Below are 19,954 nucleotides of genomic sequence, written 5' to 3'. Positions count from 1 at the left end.
AAATGATGACAATTGAGGAGTTTAAAGAGTTATTTGAAGCGGATATTGTAATGGTATCAAAAGGTGAAGTTAACGATGAAACCGTGCTACAAGATTTATTAGATTGGGACTCCCTCGCGTACATAGCACTAGATGCCGCTTTGGACGAACACTTTGGATTTACACTGACTACGGATGAATTATTAGGTTTGAAGACATTTGGTGATATACTGCAATATATTAAGAAAAGTGTTTAGGTAGAGACCGATGAATCCGTATAGTCTAGAGGGTAAGTCAATTGTTGTATTCGGTGCATCATCTGGCATAGGCCAAGTAACTGCCCAGTTTCTCAGTACTTTAGGCGCTAGATTGATACTAACAGGTCGCAGCAAGGATAAGTTAATTGATACTCTTCAGAATATGGAGAACACAAAAGATCATCTTGTTAAGACGCTAGATTTACAGTATCCAGATCAAGTCAGGGATTGGCTGAAAGAAGTCGTTCAAGAAACAGGAACTAAGTTAGATGGTATGGTTTACTCAGCAGGGATTCATTATTTTACACCGTTGAGAAGTATTAATCATGATCATATGCAACAAATGTTAAATATAAATATAAACAGTGTAATCCAACTTTTAGGTAGCTTTTCTAATCGAAATATTACAAATGATAATAGTTCAGTTGTTCTATTATCCTCTATTTCTGCAATCGCAGGGGAAAAAGGGGCTGCAGGATATTCAGCTGCTAAAGGAGCTATAAATTCTATTGTAAAGTCGGCAGCAGTAGAATTAGCCCAACGGCAAATAAGAGTAAATAGTATAATGCCGGGCATTGTTGAGACGGAAATGAGTAAAAAGATTGAAAATAGCTTAGGGGAAGCAACATTTGCACAAGTTAAAAACAAACATCTTCTAGGGATCGGTAAACCTGAGGACATTGCTTTCTGTATCGGGTATTTACTTGCACCTGCTTCTAGATGGGTGACGGGAACTAATATGGTGATAGATGGAGGATACACTTTGTAACAACAGTACACAAAGCATCCTTTTAATTTTAGCGTTAGGCCTGTTACGGTGACCACAAAATAGGGCAAGTTTTAATCATAAAAAAACCCGAAAAGAAACGCTTTTTTGAGCGTGTATTCTTTCGGGTTTCTTTTTCAATTTTGGATAACATAATTTATTAATTTGTCATGTCAAAGATGAATCGGCCATTGAATTTTACTTCCGCAACGAATTGTAATGTTTCTTATAAATCTTTGCGAGTGCTATTAATCAAACCGACTAACTTTGTACCGTATCAAGAGTTGGAATATCAATGAATTCAGGAGGCAGCTCAATTATGACGCAGGTTCCGTCGCAAAAAATGGCAAGATAAGACTTGTTTAAATTCTTTTTTTCGCAACCGCTTTACAAACGATGCCATGATCTTTGCCGATTTCTTTTTGAAAAAAAGTTTGCCAATTCTATTTTTTATGTGCTTAGAATTTTGTCTGCACCAATTTGCTTTATATGTTCCATCTTTTCATCCGACGTGTCGATGGCCATTACGTTCTTCTGGTGTTATGGTTTATTTTATTTTTTATCCGGTATTCAATTAGAAGAAAAAAGGGAAAATGACCAATCCTGAGTTAGGGCGGAATTATTAACTAAAAGGTACCTATTCTATTATTGATTAATATATTCCATTTATAAATCAGAAATATTGTTTTTCGTGGGCATAAATAGTGTTATAACAAATGCGGCAACGGATAAAATCATCATGAAGTAGTAGGCGTCACTTGCCCCAAGAATCGATGTAAGGGATTTAAGAATCTCAGGAGTAGTGGAGGGATTGTTCAGCATCACTGTAGTAGCATGACTTGTTGCCTGCACTGTATAAATTGTAATTACGACAGCAGTACCAATGGCCCCGGCAATTTGGCGAACAGTATTGTTCACAGCTGTACCATGAGTGCCGAGTTGTTTGGGCAATGCATTTAGTCCGGCTGTATTGAGTGGCATAGTAATGAAGCTTAATCCAATTCGCAGGCCAATGGTACGAATCATTAGATAAGTATACGTGGTCGATTCAGATAAATCTGTTACCGCCCACATAGATGGAATAATAAACAGTAGGCCAATGATGAACAGCGGTTTCGCACCAAAACGGTCGTATAATTTACCGGTGACGGGTGACATGAACGCATTTACGAGTGCCCCCGGCAACAATAGTAGTCCTGCATCAAATGCTGTAAACCCGCGACCATTCTGCAGATAAATAGGCAATAAGATCATATCTGCGTACATCATCATTGTGATTAATACGTTAATAAGAGATGTCATCGTAAACACTTTATTTTTGAAGACCGACAGGTTTAGCAGTGGATCATCCGATTTGATTTGTCGAAGACAGAATACAGCTGTTACCGCGACTCCAATCCCTAAGGTCAGGATTACGATTACATCATCCCAGCCTTTACTGCCTGCACTACTGAAGCCGTATAAAATTAAGCCAAATCCGACGGTTGATAAAAGCACACTTACCACATCAAGCTTCGACTTAGACGTCTCAGATACATTCACTAAATACTTCAACGCCAAAGTTATTACAATGAGGACAAGTGGAATAAGCCCGATAAATAACCAGCGCCAAGAATGGTATTCGACAACAAATCCCGCGAGCGTTGGCCCAATAGCCGGAGCGAATATCATCGCCAGTCCAAGCAGTCCCATAGCGCTGCCACGTTTTTCAACGGGGAAGATCGCCAGCACAACACTCATCATGAGCGGCATTATAATGCCAGTACCGGCAGCTTGGATCATCCGTCCGATTAAGAGTAGACTAAAGCTCGGCGCTGCTGCACAAAGTATAGAACCGATTAATAAAAATGACATGGCACTTATAAATAATTGCCGTGTTGTAAAACGTTTCATTAAATAGGCCGTAATCGGAATCAAAATCCCGTTGATCAGCATAAATCCTGTTGAAATCCATTGTACGGTTGTTGCCGTGACATCAAAAACATCCATCAGACTACTTAAGGCGACATTTAAAAGCGTCTGATTGAGTGTGGATAAGAAACAACCAAAGATTAAGATGGTTAGTAAGATCCCTTTATTTATTTTCTTAGTGTCTTCTTGCATGTTGCAGTCCTCTCTTCATTGCTTTTTCGACATAGTGTCAATAAAATAAATCATATCAGGATTTATATAGTATTCCTATTTGCAATTTTATTGAAAATGTCGACTAATCGACAGAATAGGCAAATTAGTTGATGAAAGGCCATTTTAACGATAATAGAGGGATGAAATGACTGAACATAAAAGAGTTGACCCACGAGCTATTCGTTCAAAAAAGATGCTTAAGAACGCTGTATTTTCATTATTGGCCGATAATGTGGAGGTTTCGCAATTGACCGTCCAAAAAATCGCCAACCGTGCGGAACTAAATCGCGCAACGTTTTATTTGCATTATGAGGATATTAACGATTTATTGCGGCAGATCGTACATGAAATCTTCGATGACCTATCCATGAAGGTTGAACCGCTATTACAAATGAAGAGCAACAACGAACAGGAGCAGCTGGTCACCTTTTTAAATTATTTTTATGAATACCGGAAAGTTTTTGCTGTATTGATTGAGCATAAAGGCTTCAAAAAACATTTGACCAACCTGTTAAAAAGTACTGTCAATAAACGAAGAAACATGAGGAACATTGACTCTACTAAGGAGGTAGTCTCCGTTGATATTATTGCAGCCTCACTACTGGGGATTATTATGTGGTGGATTAAGGATGGCAACCAATATAGCGCTGAATACATAGCGGGGCAAATTACCCTGATGTATAAAAGAAGGTATTTATAAGGGCTTTTATGATATATTCAAGTAAAGTTTGAGTCCCTAGCCAATATTCATTAAAAAGGAAGTGCGAACAATGGATTTAGAAACGGTCATGCAAGAGCTTGAAGCTCTCGGCAAGGAACGCACCAAGAAAATATATCTATCCAATGGCGCGCACGAACCGCTTTTTGGTGTGGCCACAGGCCAGATGAAGCCTATCTTCAGAAAAATAAAACATAATCAACCCTTGGCCGAGCAGCTTTATGCTACGGGAAATTACGACGCTATGTATTTTGCCGGGGTGATCGCGGAGCCTAAAGCAATGACCGAGTCGGATTTTGAACGGTGGATTGCTGGGGCTTATTTCTATATGCTATCGGACTTTGTGGTGGCAGTAACGTTGGCGGAGACGGATATTGCGCAAGAGGTTTCTGATAAATGGATTGCAAGTGAGATAGAGCTGAAAATGTCGGCGGGCTGGAACTGTTACTGCTGGCTGCTCGGAAATCGCCCGGACAGTGAATTTTCCGCAGAAAAATTAGCCGCTATGTTGGAGCTTGCTAAAAATACGATTCATGATGCTCCTGAGCGAACGAAATACGCAATGAACAATTTCATTTACACTGTGGGCGTATCCTATCTGCCGCTTCATGATAAAGCGGTTGAGATTGCAAAGGAAGTTGGCCCGGTGGAAGTCCATACCAGTAGTGCAAAAAGCAAGATTTTGAATGCTTCAATTAATATTCAAAAGGCAGTTGATAAATCGCAGCTCGGCTTCAAACGAAAACATGTAAGGTGTTAGTCAGTGATGGACATCAATGATCTTATGGCTGTATGGAATCACGCCAATTGCAAAGTAGTTGATATTCGTCGGATGACCCATAGACCTGGCGAATCTATACCTTCCTATTACGTCCCCTCAAGGCTGTTTCTTATGTCGATTCGCGGTAATGCTACAGTTAATCTGGGAAGCGAAGTTCATCGTTTACAGCGCTTTACAGTGCTTCACGTAGGCAAAGGAACTGTGCTCAACATTGATGCAGGCAGCGAAGGGCTGGATTACTATAGCATTTATTATAAAGTGAGTATGCATCCCTCACTACCCTTAGAGATTGCTACGCTATACGAGGGTGCTCAACCCCTTGATCATTCGTACAGCATAACGCCTGACCATTCGGTAACGTTGTATCGTATAGTGAGCGAAATGTTTAAGGAGTGGGGAAAGCAGCAGCCGCTTGCGCGGTTGCATGTTCGCACTTTATTCCATCAGTTTGTGTATGAGCTACTCCATCAAATGTCAGTGCAAGGGGTTAATACGACTAAGCGCGATCTGGCCGCCCGAGTCGCCGACATCATTCATGAACATTATACGGATAACATTACGCTGGAATCATTATCGGAAAGCCTGAACTATAGCGTCCCCCATTTATCTTCCTACTTCAAAATCCGTACTGGACTTAGCCCGATTGATTACTTAATTAAGGTACGCATCGAAAAAGCGGTGGCACTGCTGCTGGAAACAGATGCTACGCTGAAGGAAATTGCAGTGGGTGTCGGTTATCAAGACCCTAGTTATTTGGGCAGGCTGTTCAAAAAGTACAAGGGAGTTTCCCCGATTAGCTATAGAGAATTGCATTCCAGAAAGAACAAACTAGAAGATAGTCCTGCCACAAACATAGAATCCTCCATTGTCGCCCTTGAATCATTTCACTATACTGATTATATTGATAACGATTATCAGTATCATTTTGATCAAGAGGGAGATTCATTCATGTTTAAACATTCAAGGCCTACGCTGGCATCGGTACTGCTGCTAAGCTTCATTTTGGTGCTGAGCGCATGTGGTACAAACGGGGCTAGGGAAAATGCTGCCTCACAGCAGCCGAAGACCAGAATCGTTAAAACGGTTAACGGTGAGGTGGAGATCCCCCTTCATCCCCAGAGAATTGTTGCAGGCGAATACCTTGGCAGCTTAATTGCGCTTGGCATTACACCTATCGGAACCTCCGAACATCATATTAAAAATCCATATTTTCAGGAGTATTTGAAAGACGTTGAGAATATAGGGGACGGGAATGGAAATGTAGAGAAAATTCTGTCGCTAAATCCTGATTTGATTATAATGGATGATTTCTATCCTGAGCTAAATGAGCAGATGTCAAAAATCGCACCTACGGTCGTTATTCCATACGCTTCCCTAAAAACGGTACATGAGGAAGTGGCTTATTTCGGAGAGCTGCTTAGTGAAGAAGATAAGGCAAAAACCTGGCTTGCAGACTATGACAGCCGTATGGCCAGTGCCAAGGAGAGCGTATTGAAGGTTGTGCCTGCAGACAGCACATTTTCCATTATTGAATGGTCTGAAAACAGCTTGATGGCCGTCGGAACAGACTTCGGTAAAGGTGGACAGCCGATCTATAATGGATTGGGATTTAAGCCTCCCGCGGATATCGCCGCCGAAATGGCCGATCCGGGCTGGGCTTCATTCTCTGCTGAGGTCTTACCAAAGTATGCCGGTGACTATGTCATTCTTACCTCTGACTCAAAAAAGCTGGATGAACTTAAAGCCGACCCGATCTGGGGCGCACTGCCAGCAGTCAAAAATGATCACGTATTTCTTTGGACAAGCGATCGTTCCGGCTACTGGGATCCAATAGCTATTCTGAGTCAGACAGAAGAGTTGGCGGATTGGCTGACAAGCCACTAATTGAGTGTGTTTCAAACATAAAGGGACTGTCTCAGGAGTAGAATTCTACAATGAGATAGCCCTTTTTTCATATTAACCATCAGCCAATCTTGGTCTGTTGGTTGCGATGTTTCCGAAGCAAGGCATGATATTCGCGTATTATGCATTTAAATTCAGCGGTAATTAATGTTATTGACAAAATATTTGACAATGATTAGTATTGAAAAATATTAAAAATGAAGTTAGCGGCATAACAATTAAATAATTCGCAAGCTATGATTGCTATGGATCACACTATAGCAGGAGCAGCTTCTGGAGAGACCGTGGGAGATTCCCCCGGCGCCGAAGGGTTCACAATCTCAGGCAAAAGGACAGAAGAGTACTAGATAATTCATTTGTTATTCTGATCATCGTCAGAATAAAGGAATGTATTTTATTTATTATTCTTAGACCTAAGAGATTGGAGCGTATCCAATCTCTTTTTTGTTATCATTTTTACTTGTTATTTTTTTCACATAAGGGGGAGTTCGAAATGGCAGCACAAGAATTAAAGAGAGATTTAGAGAATCGGCATGTTCAGCTCATTGCAATTGGTGGAACCATCGGTACCGGATTATTTTTAGGATCAGGTAAAGCTATACAGCTGGCAGGACCATCGATCATTTTTGCTTATTTAATCGTGGGTATCGCTATTTTCTTTGTAATGAGGGCATTGGGAGAACTTCTGTTGTCTAAAGCAGGTTATCAATCTTTTACAGACATTGCCGAAGACTATCTTGGACCGCGGGCAGCGTTTGTAACCGGATGGACCTATTGGTTTTGTTGGATCATGACGGCTATGGCCGATATTATAGCTGTCGGGGTCTATGTACAATATTGGTTTGATATCCCGCAATGGATACCCGCAGTCATTTGTTTAATTATTTTATTAGGACTCAATTTATTGACGGTAAAAAGCTTTGGCGAATTGGAATTTTGGTTTGCTTTAATTAAGGTAATCACTATTCTCGCATTGATTGCCATCGGGGTAGTTCTACTGGTGATTGGATTCAAAACAACTACCGGAACGGTTGCGCTCAGTAATATTTGGGCACATGGGGGAGTATTTCCAAACGGGATTTCAGGGTTCTTACTTTCATTTCAAATGGTTGTGTTTGCTTTTGTGGGTGTGGAATTGGTGGGCGTATCGGCAGCAGAGACTTCTAATCCAGAAAAAACTATCCCATCGGCGATTAATAAAATACCTTTACGAATTCTATTTTTCTACGTGGGTGCTATTATTGCCTTATTATGCATCAACGCATGGACAGAACTAAACCCGGCAGAAAGTCCTTTTGTTAAAACATTTAGTTTAGTGGGGATTCCGATTGCCGCGGGGGTTATTAACTTCGTTGTATTAACATCAGCTGCGTCCGCTTGTAACAGCGGGATGTTCTCAACAAGCCGGATTCTATACAATCTAAGCAGAAATGACCAGGCTCCAGCCAACTTTGCAAAGCTTAATAAAAATCATGTACCCAGTAATGCTTTATTTATATCCACGCTTGTCTTATCTGTAGGCGCTTTGTTGAGTAAGCTGATTCCGGAGACGGCTTTTGGCATCGTAACAACGATTAGTGCCATTTGTTTCATCTGGGTTTGGGGCGTCGTTCTAATATGCCATTTGCGATATAAAAAGACGAAGCCGGAATTGCAGGCCAAATCAAAATTCAAAGCACCGTTTACACCCTTTGTGAATTATGTTGTTCTAGCCTTGTTTGCAATCATACTCATAATTATGCTATTTGCTGATGAAACTCGTCCGGCCTTATTGTTGACGCCTTTATGGTTTATATTATTATTTGTTTTGTATTCAATAAATAGAAGAAAGAGGGAAAGAATAACGCTTGATCCAAGAGATCGTCTCGAAGGTATTCGGACTAACACGGAGATCCGGCATGATTAGTCGATGAAGGTGCTTGCTGATATTACAGTTAGATAGGCAGTCAGAGAAATCCACTATTCTTAAATCCTGCTTGGGTAAGCATATCCTTGATATCTCCCACAAACTCGCTCAGGCTGGCAGTGGAAGCATTTTGGAATCTGTTTTCACTGGGGATATTGCCAATTTGTTTTGTTAAATCCTCTTTCTATTCCTGTATCCAATCCTTACGAGTTGCTGCATTTTTAGCGAAGTTTAGTAAGATGCTACTCCAGTCTTTCCCGTTATTCTTCCATGTTTTTTATGTTGCTGAGCAAAAAAAAGCGGCAGTCTATGACGTTACTTCTCGTCCATAGGCGGGCCGCTTTTTTAATCAGTCTAAAAAATCTCCTCTATTTAAAATCCACTTTGATCAGTGCTATCTCACTATTCGTGCCAATTCGTAATGGCGGTCCCCAAGTCCCTGCACCAGATGTAACGATGACGTGAGGGCTGTTTGGATTCTTTTGATAGTGGCCATAATCTACTGTAAACATAGCATTAGTGATCAGATTTGCAGGGAATACTTGTCCTTGATGCGTATGTCCGCTAAGTATCAAATCAACGTCATCTGCGTATTCAATCCTATTGGTTGGTTGATGATCCATTACGATAACGGGCATATTTGTATCAATGTCACTCATCACCTCTGAAGTAATCGCTCTGGGGTTCCCTTGATTACCAATCGGTGAGGAATCCCTTCTACCCACAACAACGAATTGATTATCAATAACGACATGCTCATCATTTAGAAGTTTGATATTACTCTTATCTATAAAGTTCACGATCTGATCGTATGAGCGTCCTGCATCATGGTTACCTAAACAAGCATAAACCCCATAGGTTGACTGAATAGTGCTTAATAACTCTATTCCTTTGGAAGGATTAGAGAGCGCATAGTAGTTACCATTAAATATATCTCCTGTCATCAACACCATATCCGGCTGTAGTCCATTAATACGATCAACAACGTCTTCAATAAACTTTACATCATTTACGTAGCCTAAATGTAAGTCGCTGATCAGGACGATATTTAACTGATCTAATGAAGTGTTTTTATGTATTTGGAGCGGATAGGTGACTTCTTTTAAATGATTCGCATTATAAATCCCATAGGACACCAATCCTATGACTAGAATTAATACTACGGACCTTGTATGAAAAATAACACGTGCTGGTGTAGGAGAAGGGAGGACCTTAATCCACTTACTAATTAGTAAGATTACATCTGAAAGGATCAATAGCAGGAATAAATAGAAATAGATCCCCATCCAATAGTCTCCGAATTGACCAATAAAATTAACAATATTTGAATCGGTCGTCATAGCTGAAGAAGACAATAGTAAATTAATAATGATTGTTAATGCACATAAGCTGTAGATGACTCCATATATGATCCCGTTTATATTTGAAAATATATGTTGCAGCCATTTAAAAATCTTTCTCGCAATGTAATAGTTAGTTGCCGCGTACATAGCGAATATAAACAAAAATGCAAATACCATAGGGTACACCATCCTAGTACTTTAGATATAAGAACTAAAGTTAATACAATGATTATAGCAATAATTACTAATTTCAGAAATTAAATGAGGTATTGAGTTTACTGGGTTTTTCAGTTATTGTTTATTACTATTTCAGCTGATATAATTCTTATTTCGACAATAAGTTTACAAGTAAGATCACTATCGTAATGGTAAAATCAATTTAAAAGTGGTGAATTCATGAGAGAGTTCTACAGTCGGGTGAATCGAAAAACCTATTACATATTAATGTTAATGATCATCGTTCTTATGATGTTTGGATTAATACTATCTACTCTAGAGTTAGATGGGATTGATTTTGGTTATATCATTCATTTTTTATGTGTGGCGTTTCTAACGGTTTGTTTATGGATTTACCCTAAGCATGAGACACATACTTTTAGAAAGATTATCATTCTATTTGGATTTGCGTATTTTTATACGCTATTCTTTTTATATCCTCAAACTTGGACTACCTATATCCTCATTTGTCTTATTCCTGCACTCTCTATTCTATTTTTTGATTTAAAATTGTTCTATTTTTCCTTCGTTATAAATGGAATACTGATGGTAACTACATTTGGTTATATCCTCTTGATTGATAGAGGGGATCTATATACATATTTACATTATGATATTCTAGGGAATTTCATTAATATAATAGCGGTTCAAGTGTTATTATTTTTCATTTTTCAAATATCATTTAAACGGATGAAAAAACAGCAGCTTTATTATGAACAATTACAGCAATCTGAGCGTTTAAAGATGGTTGGGCAATTAACAGCTGCCGTTGCGCATGAAATTAGAAATCCAGTGACAGTGGTTAGAGGTTTTTTGCAGTTTTTTGATGAGGATCCTTCATTTGATGATCCTATGAAAAGAAAATTTAAATTAATGATTGATGAATTGAACACAGTAGAACAGATTATCTCGCAATTTCTAACCCTTTCAAAGCCAAATGGAGAACAAAAACTAGAAAAAGTAGATGTGAAGGATGTTATTGAGAGTGTCACAGGATTGCTCCATTCCTACGCAATGTTATCTGATAATCAAATTGTTACCTATGTAGAAGAAGACTGCAAGATCTCTATTAATAAAATTGAATTTAAGCAGCTGCTTATTAATATAATAAAAAATGCTTTAGAGGCTTCGGATGTTGGTAAATCTGTCTCTATTATGGCGAATAGGAACAATAATTTTATTGAGATAACAATCATCGATGAAGGAAGCGGGATGTCGGAAGCTGAGGTTAAGTCGCTAGGGACTCCTTTTTATTCATTAAAAAGTAATGGAACAGGCTTAGGATTAATGATTTGCTTTAATATCGTAGAAAAATACGGCGGGGAAATTTACTATAGTAGTTCTGAAGGTAAGGGGACAACAGCTACTATCCGCTTTTTAGCTATAAATGACCAGTAAAACGGAACATTCTTTCTGTTGAAAGAAGGGGATTACCTCAAGCCTTCGGCCGGAGAGGTAATCCCCTTTTCCTAGATAAATATGTTTATGTTTGCTGCGTTAACGATTATTTTAGAGGGATTTTGATCTCCAGTTGTTTGTTATAATTTTTAACTACATTGCCTTTGGCATCTACTTTATAAGCCCCGGTGTTGCCCTTTTCAAATACGGCTTGATACGGTCTAATAATCAGATATTCTGCCGCTGAACTAGGCGCTTCGAACAATAAATCTTCAGAAACCGTATTTTGAGTTGCTGCAACAGAATCCCTTGCAATAAATTCTAATTCATTTCCCAGATTATCATAAATGTCATATCCTAAAGCCTGTGCTTGGGTGCAACCCCTTTAACCGCTAAAGCGATACGCACAGAAGTCTCTCCCGCAGCAACACGGGTGGTTTTGATTTCAAATTGGTTGTCTTTCTTTATAGCAGGCAGCTGAATGTTACGCACTAATCCTGCTTGCTTGAGAGAAAATTTAAGTACATACGGTTCATCGATTCCGTTAAGCTTCACATGGATACTCAATTCAGAGGAAGCCAGGTTTGCCTTTTGTTGCTCAGTTAGCCATTCGGTCTGCAATACAACAACCGCCTTGTTGGCATCACCGTCACTGATCCAGCGTGGTGTTTTTAAATCAATGCCTCCTGGTTGAGTGAGCTTGGCGTCTATTCCCACAATAGTACCTTCTGCAAGATAGGGCTCACCTTTATCATTTAAAGTTACTCCTGCGAGGATTCCTGAAAATAGCGATCCCTCACGGCTCAGGTCGATCTTAATATAGTTACCATCAAACTGCGCACTGCCCTTTAAAGTAAGCTGATCGTGTGAATCGGCCACTTTTGTTGTATTCAGGGAAGCTTCAACAGCGGGTTGGGCACTGGATGCTTGAGTTAAAGCTGGCATTCCCAACGCTCCTAGGCATACAGCAGCACTTAAAATTACAGACATCTTCTTAGTCATTTTTTTCATGATATTATCAAGCTCCTTAATTTTTATTTAACTAGCACGTTTATCTCTAGACCGTCAATATAATGCTTCACTGGCTTTCCAGAACTGTCTGTTTTAAATGCTCCATTCTTACTTTGTGGGTTCTCAAACTCATAAAGATAGCCACGGATTGTGAGCATATTAGGGTGTTTCTCAAATGGCTCAGTAAGCAAATCGACATTAAGTGACCTATTGGAAGTCGAGAGGACTTTCTGTGAAATATCTTTCAGCACCTGTCCTTGTTGATCCTTTACTTCAAAGCCCACTAAACTCAATGCTGCATGATCTTCGTCTGTATCCTGTTCCAGCATGAGCGACAGGCGTGTCGTTAATGGACTATATTCCAGCTTTTTCAGGATCAAACTCCATCCTCCAGCTTGTGCGCGTATGTCAGGTGTGGAAATTTTATTGATCGTAGCCTTCCGCGCAGGAATTTGGAGAACAAACGGTTCATCCATACCGTTTAAGCCAAGGGTTACAGTCAATACAAATCGATCAGGAAAAGGTTTGTTGGAGATTCCGGAATTCGAGGAATCCACTAGTCTAAAAATAGCTGTGTTGCTTTCCGCACCTTCTATCCAGCTTAGAAACGGCATAGCTTTCCAGAGACCATCTGAAAATTGCTCCAGGGAAGCGCCGTCGATCATTACTTCTGCAGAGGTTATTGCACCTTTCGCTAAAAAAGGCTTCCCATCCGCTCCAATCGTTACTCCGGCTAGCTTACCTTCCAGTTTTTCTCCCTCACGCTTCACCGAGAATGCCAACCGGCTGCCATCAAATACAGCCTCTTCGGCAGACAAGGTGATCCCTTCATGGGTATCACTGCTGTTTAGACGGGAAGTCAGTCCCAGACGCTGGGCCGCTTGTAACCCTATATCATCTGCCCGTTCAAAAATACCGCCTATCAAGGGAAGCTGCTTGAGCGCATTGGCCAACGTAGGCGGATAGATAGCCGTTAGCATAACACTTAACAATATCGCCGCAGTCACAGCAGCTGTGATTTTTGGATATATCCGCTTTTTCTTTTCCTTTTCCACAGGATCCTGGACAATGGTGGCCAGCGATGCATAAATCGAATCCTGCCGTGATCGTAGTAAAGGAGGAAGCTCCTGTATATTAGCTTTCCCTAGCTCCCTGATCTGCTTTTCTAAATTGTTATTATTCATTAGCAAGACCCTCCTCCCGCACAGGATGTATCTGTTTGGACAACAATCTCCGTGCGCGATGAAGTCGTGCCCTGACCGCTCCCTCGGAGATGTCGAGCACATCTGCAATCTGCTTAATGGATAAATCGTCATAATAAAAAAGCACGATAGCAAGCCGCAGGGATTCGTCCAACTGATTAATGAAGCTTTGCAGGTCTACGTTGCCTGAATCTTCAAAATGCACATAGGAAACGACCGGTTCCTCGGGAATTTCCGCCACAGCTATAGTTCGTTCTCGCATACGAAGTAACTGATTGCATTCATTAATCAGGATGCGTATAACCCAGGTTTTAAAAAACTTAGGCTGCTTGAGGTTGGCCAACCCTTTATACACCTTCAGTGTTGTTTCCTGAAGAGCATCCGCGCAATCTTCATCTTTTAGCAGAATGGTTTTGGCTAATCTGTACAACTGGGATTCCAGTTGCCTGAAAAGACGTGTGAACGCCTCGTGGTCGCCTTTCTGCGCTTTTTTGATATCCAGTTCGTTTTCCAGCAAATGATTTTTCCTCCTTGAGGGCCCTCTGTATAATTAGATGGAGAAGACATCCAAAAAGTTATATTTAGGATAAAATTCATTCTCCTGGACAAATCACTTACCTCGGTAGTGGTATAAAGTCCGTGCAATTCATTGTTTTTGGCAAGGGGAGTTTCAAGTGGATAAACTGAAAAAAATCCAGAATTACCACCTTATCTGAAAAGAAGTAGTGGGGTAATCCTGAATTAAAAATTGTATACATATATCTTGGTACGCAGTGTGTCCGTGCATGTTAGGGTACGGACAGGCTGCATGCCTGGAAGGGCAAAACAAATGCTAATGACCACCGCGCCCGGCAGTAGCTCACGCTTGAACTTGTCCCCAAGCCGTTTCATCGCTCCGGGAAATAAGTAACAAAGAACAATATCCGCATGCTCGTAAGAGCTGCTATAAATATCCCCACGTACATAATGAAGCCTTCCGTGGAGCAGATTCTGGCCTTCGTCTGCTCGCAGCATACGTGTGTCGAACCTAGCAAGCAGCTGGGATGTCCACAAGGGAATACTGGAATTTTCAATGCCCGTCAGCCTTTTGCCTGGACATTGGCGAATAACATCCATGCCAAGTGTTCCCCAACCCGATCCCGCCTCCACAATGCTGCTATATCCCGGAATCCGATTCACCTCAACGGCAACAGCCGAGCGTACAGATTTTGACGTAGGCATCGGCGATATCCCGTTCCTCCAGCTCACCAGCACAATCGACACCATGGATAACAAGGCTGCGAAGGCGATGAGCCAAGCGATGACTTGAATCACGATCAATACTATCATTCCTTCTTCAACTGCTAGAAGCAGGCTTCGAATTCTATTACTTTCTCTCAGCATTTCGTTTATTAACTTCATATGGATAAAGATCCTGAATTTCCTTGCTTTCAATATCTTGACCTACATAAAAAATCAGAGTGGGATCATTTACTGGATGGGCATAAGAAAGATAAGTGCGATGAATAAAATCAAAGTCCATCTTACCCAGCTGGAAATCGATTTGATATTTATCTTCTAAATAGACTTCAAATTGCTTTTTTAAAGCCAGAGACTTCCACGGAAGTCCAAAGAATAAAAAGTAGATTCCTATAAGAAATATCAAAAAAATTAAGAGGAAAAGCGACTTTTTACTGAGAATGGTATGTTTTATAATTCATAACCCTCCCTAGCGTTTATTCTACATGAACTTTGCTGGACATATCAAAATCAACCTCTTCAAGAAATTCGATAACTTCTCCATTGGGACTGTGAATGATCGCGTTTTTTATTAGAAGAGGCGGTTCGCCCAGAGACAGAGAATCCGGTGCTATAAAAGCTTTTGCGCCATGTGCAAGGGCTTTTTGATACATCTCCTCTACATTATCTACATAGAAGGCAAGATGTAATAACGCTCCGTGCGCTATATCTTCATCAGACAAGGCTTTTTTTCCTTGAGCGGCGATGACTGCATCATTATCAAAAATCTCAATGCAGGTTCTGCGGTCAGGTGAAATCAGCATGGAGGCTTCTTTGATCTGAAAGGATGGCAGACTCCAATGATGACCTAGCTTGAATCCTAAAACGTCCATATAGAATGAAATAGTTGCTTTATAGTCTTTGGCTTGAATTGCTACATGTGCAAGGCCTTTTACACTCATTTATAATCGCTCCCAACTTTAATATATACTTATTATAGTTGTATTAAAATATGAGATATATATAAGATAAGTGTTTTGTAGTAATATGGTTATTAAATTTAAGGTATTTTAGCGAAATAAGTTTATTTTATAAAATGGGTTTAGGAGGCGCTTGCTATGGAACAACTTGTGGATGAGATTGATAAAAAGATTATGCAATTACTTCAGTACAATGCCCGAATGTCCATTTCACAAATCAGTAAAGAGGTTTCGATGTCACAACCCTCTGTTAAAGAACGAATGATCAAGCTGGAGGAAAGGAATATCATTTCTGGGTATCATGCAGCTTTTAATCTACGAGATCTGGATCGGGGCACAACTACGTTTATTCTATTAAAAACAGAACATTGCCAAGAGATTACGGATTTTTGCAAACATGCTATGGAAGTTACCGATTTATATCGGATTAGCGGAGAATATAATTACCTCATAAAGGTGCAAACCGCATCGATTGAGGAGTTAGCTGAATTCCAAGACAACCTTATAAAGTTTGGACCTTCAAAATCTCATATCAGTCTGAAAAATATATTGGAAAACAGGGTGTTGCTCTAAAGCCCATTTTCCAAACACAATATCTAGTAACCGCTTTCATTCCATTGTAGAATGGATGAAAACAACGTTAGCATTGACTCGGATACAAGGGAGCATGGGTATGGAGAGGTTTTTATTCAGGAAAAAGTATATTCCGTTCACCTATAAGATGATGATACCGTACCTCATTCTAGTATTGCTGACAGATGTATTGGTGGGTTATATAGCTTATACGATGCTCGTAGAGTCCAGAACGGAAATGGCGGAAACGAATGTGCGGACAGCTTTGAAGCAGACGAGGAACAATATCGAATATCAGACAGATGAAATCAAACGAATGACTAACTCGCTGTTTCTCAATACGAATTTCCAGAATGCTCTGCAGTTTAGGGGAGATGCATTGGAAAACATGCTCAAAATGAGGGATGATATCGTTCCTTATATGAAAGCCCCTCTGCAATTGTATGGGAACAATCTGAGACTTGTGCTCTATACCGCAAATGAGACGATGCTTGAAATCCCCGGTGATGATATGTCTGTACCTATCGGTAGAAGCGATTATTATATTCTTTCTGATCAGGTTATTGAAGATAAGGAATGGTTCAAGTCGATTGTTGCCAATAACAAAGACAGCTTGTGGCTTCAGGCGGACAGCGACAGTGAACTAAGCAATATCTCCTATTTCCGCAAGCTGGTTTCTTCCAAGGGAGGGCCATCGATTATTGGTTATATTCGCGTCACGGCGAGAATTGACGAGCTTTTTGGCAATTTCGATACTTTTCCGATTGAACAGGGCATAGACCTTCGTCTAGTGGATCGGGTTAGTGGATTAACTCTTTATGAACAAGGTATTGTCGATGAACATGCGAGGCAAGACGCTTATCTGATCATTAGTGAAGATATTCCGTTGTCTGACTATGCTATCGAGGTACGGGTGCCACATGCATACTTGAATAAAGATGCTAGCCGAATGCAGAAGGTGATCACCACCGTTTGTTTAATTAGCTTTTTAGTCATGGCGGTGATCGGCTTCCTCGTTGCCCGCATATCAGGCAAAAAAATTAAACGGATCGTATATTTGGTCCGGTCGTTTCAGGAAGGGAATTTTTATAAAAGAATTGGGTTTGCCGGGAACGATGAATTTGTCTACATTGCTAATAGTTTTAATCAGATGGCGACTAGCATCCAGGACCTGATCCAGAACGTCTATGAGCAAGGTATTCAGAAAAAGCAAGCAGAACTGGATGTGCTTCAAGCTCAGATCAGTCCGCATTTTTTGTACAATACATTGTCGACCATTGGCAGCTTGGCCAATTTAGGCGAAGTTGAGAAGGTTACACAGATGGTACAAGGTCTTTCTAAATTCTATCGCCTCACCTTGAATGAAGGACATGTCTATATCTCTCTTGAAAAAGAGCTGGAGCAGGTAAGGATGTACCTTGAAATTCAGAGGGTAAAGTATGCCGATGCGTTTGAGGTTTATTATGATATTGATCCTGATATTTTACAGGTTCCCATCATCAAGCTGATTTTGCAGCCGTTTGTAGAAAATATATTCAAGCATGCTTGGTTTGGGGAGACGATTGCGATCCGGATTACCGGAAAACGGCTGGGTGAACGCATCGAGCTCAAGGTCATCGATAACGGAATTGGTATGCGGGCGGATACACTGCGAAATATGCGTTCGAGCTCATTCCATTCGAGCAGCTATGGACTGAGAAACGTGGAGGAACGAATCAAGCTGAGATACGGCCATGATTTCGGCATTCATATCGGCAGTTACTTTGGGGCAGGAACGACCGTTCAAATTATCTTACCGGTGGATAATGCGGAAATCCGGGAAGTTATGGGGGAGTAAATAGTATGGCGATGGAGATCAACGTTCTGCTGGTGGATGATGAAGTGATCGATTTGGAATGGCTTAGACGGCGAGTGGCGGGCAGTGATCATTTGCCTTTGCATAGCGTGAGAACGGCAACGAGCGGTTTTGCCGCTTTAAAAATGATGGAGCAGCACCGCATTGATATCATTCTCTCCGATATCCGCATGCCGATTATGACGGGCGTGGAATTTGCCCGGAAAGCGAAGGAGATTAACCCTGAGGTCCATCTGCTTTTTATTAGCGGACATCAGGATTTCAACTATGCCAAAGAGGCAATTCAATTAAATGCTTCCGGTTATTTGCTTAAGCCCGTCGATGATGACGAGTTGAATAAGACGCTGACTGAACTCTGCGCCAAGATCGAGAAGGAGAGGAAGCAGCATATTTCCTTATCGGAAACACTGACGCTTGTGAATCAGGAGCTGCTGCTGCGCTGGTTTAATGAGACTGCCCCGGGGCAGGTCGAGACGCATATTCACAACGTTCTTACGTCTTACTTACAAGGTGCGTCGGCGGTTGCCATCGTCGAGATCGACGATATGGCACGGAAAATCCAAACTTGGACGGAAGAAGAGCGGAGTTTATGGAGCAGCACGGCCAATCAGTTTATCCGGAAGTTCGCGCAAGATCAAAATTTAGGCATGGTCATCACAACCTATGACTATCATTTTGTGATCCTTGCTGCGGTTCAGGAACAATATTTTACCGCTTTGATGGAAGAACTCATTCGGACATTCTATCAGGAGTTCTCCTGTTCAATTACGATTGGAAGAGGGATGTACACAACAGAACTGGGTAAGCTGCATGATTCCTATCGGCAGGCTCAGGCTGCTTTAAGTATTAAATGGATTGTTGGGAAAAATAGAATCATCCAAGATGCCTCGGAATGGAGCCCGAAGGAAAAAATCGCCTCAGATTTAGAGGTTATTGTGGACCGGATGCTTAAAGCGATGCTCGATTACGACCTTACCACCATTGATGATTGTTTGCTGCAGCTGTTTGCCGGGGACAGTCCGCTCTCCCAGAAAAACGACATCTACGATATCATTATTCGGATTACCTCCAAGCTTCATGCCGATCTGCAGCAAATGAACGAACATCTATATGAGATTTTGAATTGGGATTCACATCATCCCTTTGTGCTGTTTCAGTTCGAAACGGTGCATGATATTCTCTCTTGGCTGAGAAGAAGGTTTTTTGAGTTGTCGGAGTTGCTTTATTTGAAACGGCAAAGACAAAAGCGGAAGTTAATTGATGAAATCACGGAATATGTGAAAGAGAGACTAGATCAAAAAATAACGCTGAACGAAGTGGCCGCCCATTTCGATTTTACGCCTAATTATCTGGGGCATTTGTTCAAGGTTGAAACCAACAGTTTATTCAGTGATTTTCTAAGTGAATTACGGATGAAACGGGTATGCGAGCTGCTCGAAGATCCGACTAAGAAAGTGTATGAGATTGCGGAACAAGCCGGATATAAAAATATTATTTATTTCAACAGACAGTTCAAGCAATACATGGGCATGTCGCCCGGAGAGTACCGGAAGAAAAATAAAATCTAACAAACCAGCGGTGAAAATGAAAACCCGGCGATGATTTTTCGGTTATTGGAGAATCGCTGCCGGGTGTTTTTGGTCTGCCGGCTAACCTTTTTTTATCGAATCGTTGAATTAGTATTATGTTTAGTTGTTTCGCTGAATTATCTAAGCGCCTTCGCCC

At 40.8% G+C, this 19,954-nt stretch carries 18 protein-coding genes and 1 riboswitch; of the genes, 10 read left to right on the top strand and 8 right to left on the bottom strand.

Features of this window, described 5'->3' with window-relative positions; genetic code table 11:
• Positions 1-2 precede the first annotated feature (2 nt).
• Both MKZ09_RS33500 and MKZ09_RS33495 read left to right on the top strand, forming a co-directional pair.
• Entirely contained in the window at positions 3-236 is a 234-nt protein-coding gene (locus MKZ09_RS33500; protein WP_081394182.1) for an acyl carrier protein, read from the top strand.
• A 10-nt stretch (positions 237-246) separates the two neighbouring features.
• Positions 247-1,005: an SDR family NAD(P)-dependent oxidoreductase gene (locus tag MKZ09_RS33495; protein WP_076202194.1), complete on the top strand. Its 759-nt coding sequence runs from the start codon at positions 247-249 to the stop codon at positions 1,003-1,005.
• Positions 1,006-1,668: 663 nt separating this feature from the next.
• Here the strand turns inward: MKZ09_RS33495 and MKZ09_RS33490 are convergent.
• The gene (locus tag MKZ09_RS33490) at positions 1,669-3,105 is read right to left on the bottom strand and encodes a DHA2 family efflux MFS transporter permease subunit (RefSeq protein WP_076202191.1); all 1,437 of its coding nucleotides are present in this window, start codon (positions 3,103-3,105) and stop codon (positions 1,669-1,671) included.
• Positions 3,106-3,271: 166 nt separating this feature from the next.
• Here MKZ09_RS33490 and MKZ09_RS33485 point away from each other — a divergent pair, with 166 nt between their 5' ends.
• The 4 genes from MKZ09_RS33485 (at position 3,272) to MKZ09_RS33470 (ending at position 8,433) form a co-directional block, all read left to right on the top strand.
• On the top strand, positions 3,272-3,826 hold the full coding sequence (locus MKZ09_RS33485; protein WP_076132857.1) for a TetR/AcrR family transcriptional regulator: 555 nt from the start codon (positions 3,272-3,274) through the stop codon (positions 3,824-3,826).
• 70 nt (positions 3,827-3,896) lie between these two features.
• On the top strand, positions 3,897-4,604 hold the full coding sequence (locus tag MKZ09_RS33480) for a DNA alkylation repair protein (RefSeq protein ID WP_076105124.1): 708 nt from the start codon (positions 3,897-3,899) through the stop codon (positions 4,602-4,604).
• Positions 4,605-4,610: 6 nt separating this feature from the next.
• Positions 4,611-6,509 (top strand): AraC family transcriptional regulator, encoded by a 1,899-nt coding sequence (locus MKZ09_RS33475; RefSeq protein ID WP_076202188.1) that lies wholly within the window; start codon positions 4,611-4,613, stop codon positions 6,507-6,509.
• 281 nt (positions 6,510-6,790) lie between these two features.
• Positions 6,791-6,873, top strand: a riboswitch (glycine riboswitch).
• A 147-nt stretch (positions 6,874-7,020) separates the two neighbouring features.
• Complete coding sequence (locus MKZ09_RS33470; protein ID WP_076202186.1) at positions 7,021-8,433, top strand: amino acid permease; 1,413 nt, start codon at positions 7,021-7,023, stop codon at positions 8,431-8,433.
• A 368-nt stretch (positions 8,434-8,801) separates the two neighbouring features.
• On the opposite strand, the gene MKZ09_RS33465 is transcribed toward MKZ09_RS33470, so the two are convergent.
• Positions 8,802-9,953, bottom strand: coding sequence for a metallophosphoesterase (locus MKZ09_RS33465; RefSeq protein ID WP_076202184.1), 1,152 nt, complete (start codon positions 9,951-9,953; stop codon positions 8,802-8,804).
• A 219-nt stretch (positions 9,954-10,172) separates the two neighbouring features.
• Between MKZ09_RS33465 and MKZ09_RS33460 the strand changes: the two genes are divergently transcribed.
• Complete coding sequence (locus MKZ09_RS33460; RefSeq protein WP_076202181.1) at positions 10,173-11,390, top strand: sensor histidine kinase; 1,218 nt, start codon at positions 10,173-10,175, stop codon at positions 11,388-11,390.
• A gap of 106 nt (positions 11,391-11,496) precedes the next feature.
• Here MKZ09_RS33460 and MKZ09_RS34575 read toward each other — a convergent pair whose 3' ends face one another.
• From MKZ09_RS34575 to MKZ09_RS33435, 6 genes are all read right to left on the bottom strand, one after another.
• Complete coding sequence (locus tag MKZ09_RS34575; protein ID WP_256719156.1) at positions 11,497-11,706, bottom strand: hypothetical protein; 210 nt, start codon at positions 11,704-11,706, stop codon at positions 11,497-11,499.
• 41 nt (positions 11,707-11,747) lie between these two features.
• Positions 11,748-12,401: a hypothetical protein gene (locus MKZ09_RS33455; RefSeq protein ID WP_076202178.1), complete on the bottom strand. Its 654-nt coding sequence runs from the start codon at positions 12,399-12,401 to the stop codon at positions 11,748-11,750.
• Between the two features lie 23 nt (positions 12,402-12,424).
• Positions 12,425-13,585 carry a DUF4179 domain-containing protein gene (locus MKZ09_RS33450; protein ID WP_076202175.1) on the bottom strand — a complete coding sequence of 387 codons (1,161 nt, stop codon included), beginning with the start codon at positions 13,583-13,585 and terminating at the stop codon, positions 12,425-12,427.
• Complete coding sequence (locus MKZ09_RS33445) at positions 13,578-14,120, bottom strand: sigma-70 family RNA polymerase sigma factor (RefSeq protein ID WP_232061486.1); 543 nt, start codon at positions 14,118-14,120, stop codon at positions 13,578-13,580. Before MKZ09_RS33445 ends, MKZ09_RS33450 begins: the two co-directional genes overlap by 8 nt.
• Before the next feature lie 224 nt (positions 14,121-14,344).
• Complete coding sequence (locus MKZ09_RS33440) at positions 14,345-15,004, bottom strand: class I SAM-dependent methyltransferase (RefSeq protein ID WP_305953758.1); 660 nt, start codon at positions 15,002-15,004, stop codon at positions 14,345-14,347.
• Positions 15,005-15,318: 314 nt separating this feature from the next.
• Complete coding sequence (locus MKZ09_RS33435) at positions 15,319-15,783, bottom strand: VOC family protein (protein WP_076202172.1); 465 nt, start codon at positions 15,781-15,783, stop codon at positions 15,319-15,321.
• 156 nt (positions 15,784-15,939) lie between these two features.
• Between MKZ09_RS33435 and MKZ09_RS33430 the strand changes: the two genes are divergently transcribed.
• The 3 genes from MKZ09_RS33430 to MKZ09_RS33420 all read left to right on the top strand — a co-directional run bounded on the left by MKZ09_RS33430 (position 15,940) and on the right by MKZ09_RS33420 (position 19,797).
• Positions 15,940-16,374 carry an Lrp/AsnC family transcriptional regulator gene (locus tag MKZ09_RS33430; protein ID WP_076202170.1) on the top strand — a complete coding sequence of 145 codons (435 nt, stop codon included), beginning with the start codon at positions 15,940-15,942 and terminating at the stop codon, positions 16,372-16,374.
• A gap of 100 nt (positions 16,375-16,474) precedes the next feature.
• On the top strand, positions 16,475-18,211 hold the full coding sequence (locus MKZ09_RS33425) for a sensor histidine kinase (RefSeq protein ID WP_076202167.1): 1,737 nt from the start codon (positions 16,475-16,477) through the stop codon (positions 18,209-18,211).
• Between the two features lie 5 nt (positions 18,212-18,216).
• A complete protein-coding gene (locus tag MKZ09_RS33420) occupies positions 18,217-19,797 on the top strand; it encodes a response regulator (protein ID WP_305953757.1) in 1,581 nt (526 codons plus the stop codon).
• Positions 19,798-19,954: the final 157 nt, after the last annotated feature.

It is taken from the genome of Paenibacillus sp. FSL R5-0908, from assembly GCF_038006245.1.
GTDB lineage: Bacteria > Bacillota > Bacilli > Paenibacillales > Paenibacillaceae > Paenibacillus_AQ > Paenibacillus_AQ odorifer.
Note: the sequence above shows the minus strand (reverse complement) of the source record. Positions and strands in the feature narration are given on the sequence as shown.

What these genes read in the sequence shown, in the direction of transcription:
- MKZ09_RS33480 (WP_076105124.1), top strand. Translation starts at nt 3,897, where the DNA reads ATGGATTTAGAAACGGTCATGCAAGAGCTTGAAGCTCTCGGCAAGGAA.
- MKZ09_RS33435 (WP_076202172.1), bottom strand. Translation starts at nt 15,783, where the DNA reads ATGAGTGTAAAAGGCCTTGCACATGTAGCAATTCAAGCCAAAGACTAT.
- MKZ09_RS33470 (WP_076202186.1), top strand. Translation starts at nt 7,021, where the DNA reads ATGGCAGCACAAGAATTAAAGAGAGATTTAGAGAATCGGCATGTTCAG.
- MKZ09_RS33430 (WP_076202170.1), top strand. Translation starts at nt 15,940, where the DNA reads ATGGAACAACTTGTGGATGAGATTGATAAAAAGATTATGCAATTACTT.
- MKZ09_RS33425 (WP_076202167.1), top strand. Translation starts at nt 16,475, where the DNA reads ATGGAGAGGTTTTTATTCAGGAAAAAGTATATTCCGTTCACCTATAAG.
- MKZ09_RS33485 (WP_076132857.1), top strand. Translation starts at nt 3,272, where the DNA reads ATGACTGAACATAAAAGAGTTGACCCACGAGCTATTCGTTCAAAAAAG.
- MKZ09_RS33500 (WP_081394182.1), top strand. Translation starts at nt 3, where the DNA reads ATGATGACAATTGAGGAGTTTAAAGAGTTATTTGAAGCGGATATTGTA.
- MKZ09_RS33450 (WP_076202175.1), bottom strand. Translation starts at nt 13,585, where the DNA reads ATGAATAATAACAATTTAGAAAAGCAGATCAGGGAGCTAGGGAAAGCT.
- MKZ09_RS33475 (WP_076202188.1), top strand. Translation starts at nt 4,611, where the DNA reads ATGGACATCAATGATCTTATGGCTGTATGGAATCACGCCAATTGCAAA.
- MKZ09_RS33420 (WP_305953757.1), top strand. Translation starts at nt 18,217, where the DNA reads ATGGCGATGGAGATCAACGTTCTGCTGGTGGATGATGAAGTGATCGAT.
- MKZ09_RS33495 (WP_076202194.1), top strand. Translation starts at nt 247, where the DNA reads ATGAATCCGTATAGTCTAGAGGGTAAGTCAATTGTTGTATTCGGTGCA.
- MKZ09_RS33440 (WP_305953758.1), bottom strand. Translation starts at nt 15,004, where the DNA reads ATGAAGTTAATAAACGAAATGCTGAGAGAAAGTAATAGAATTCGAAGC.
- MKZ09_RS33460 (WP_076202181.1), top strand. Translation starts at nt 10,173, where the DNA reads ATGAGAGAGTTCTACAGTCGGGTGAATCGAAAAACCTATTACATATTA.
- MKZ09_RS33490 (WP_076202191.1), bottom strand. Translation starts at nt 3,105, where the DNA reads ATGCAAGAAGACACTAAGAAAATAAATAAAGGGATCTTACTAACCATC.
- MKZ09_RS33465 (WP_076202184.1), bottom strand. Translation starts at nt 9,953, where the DNA reads ATGGTATTTGCATTTTTGTTTATATTCGCTATGTACGCGGCAACTAAC.
- MKZ09_RS33455 (WP_076202178.1), bottom strand. Translation starts at nt 12,401, where the DNA reads ATGAAAAAAATGACTAAGAAGATGTCTGTAATTTTAAGTGCTGCTGTA.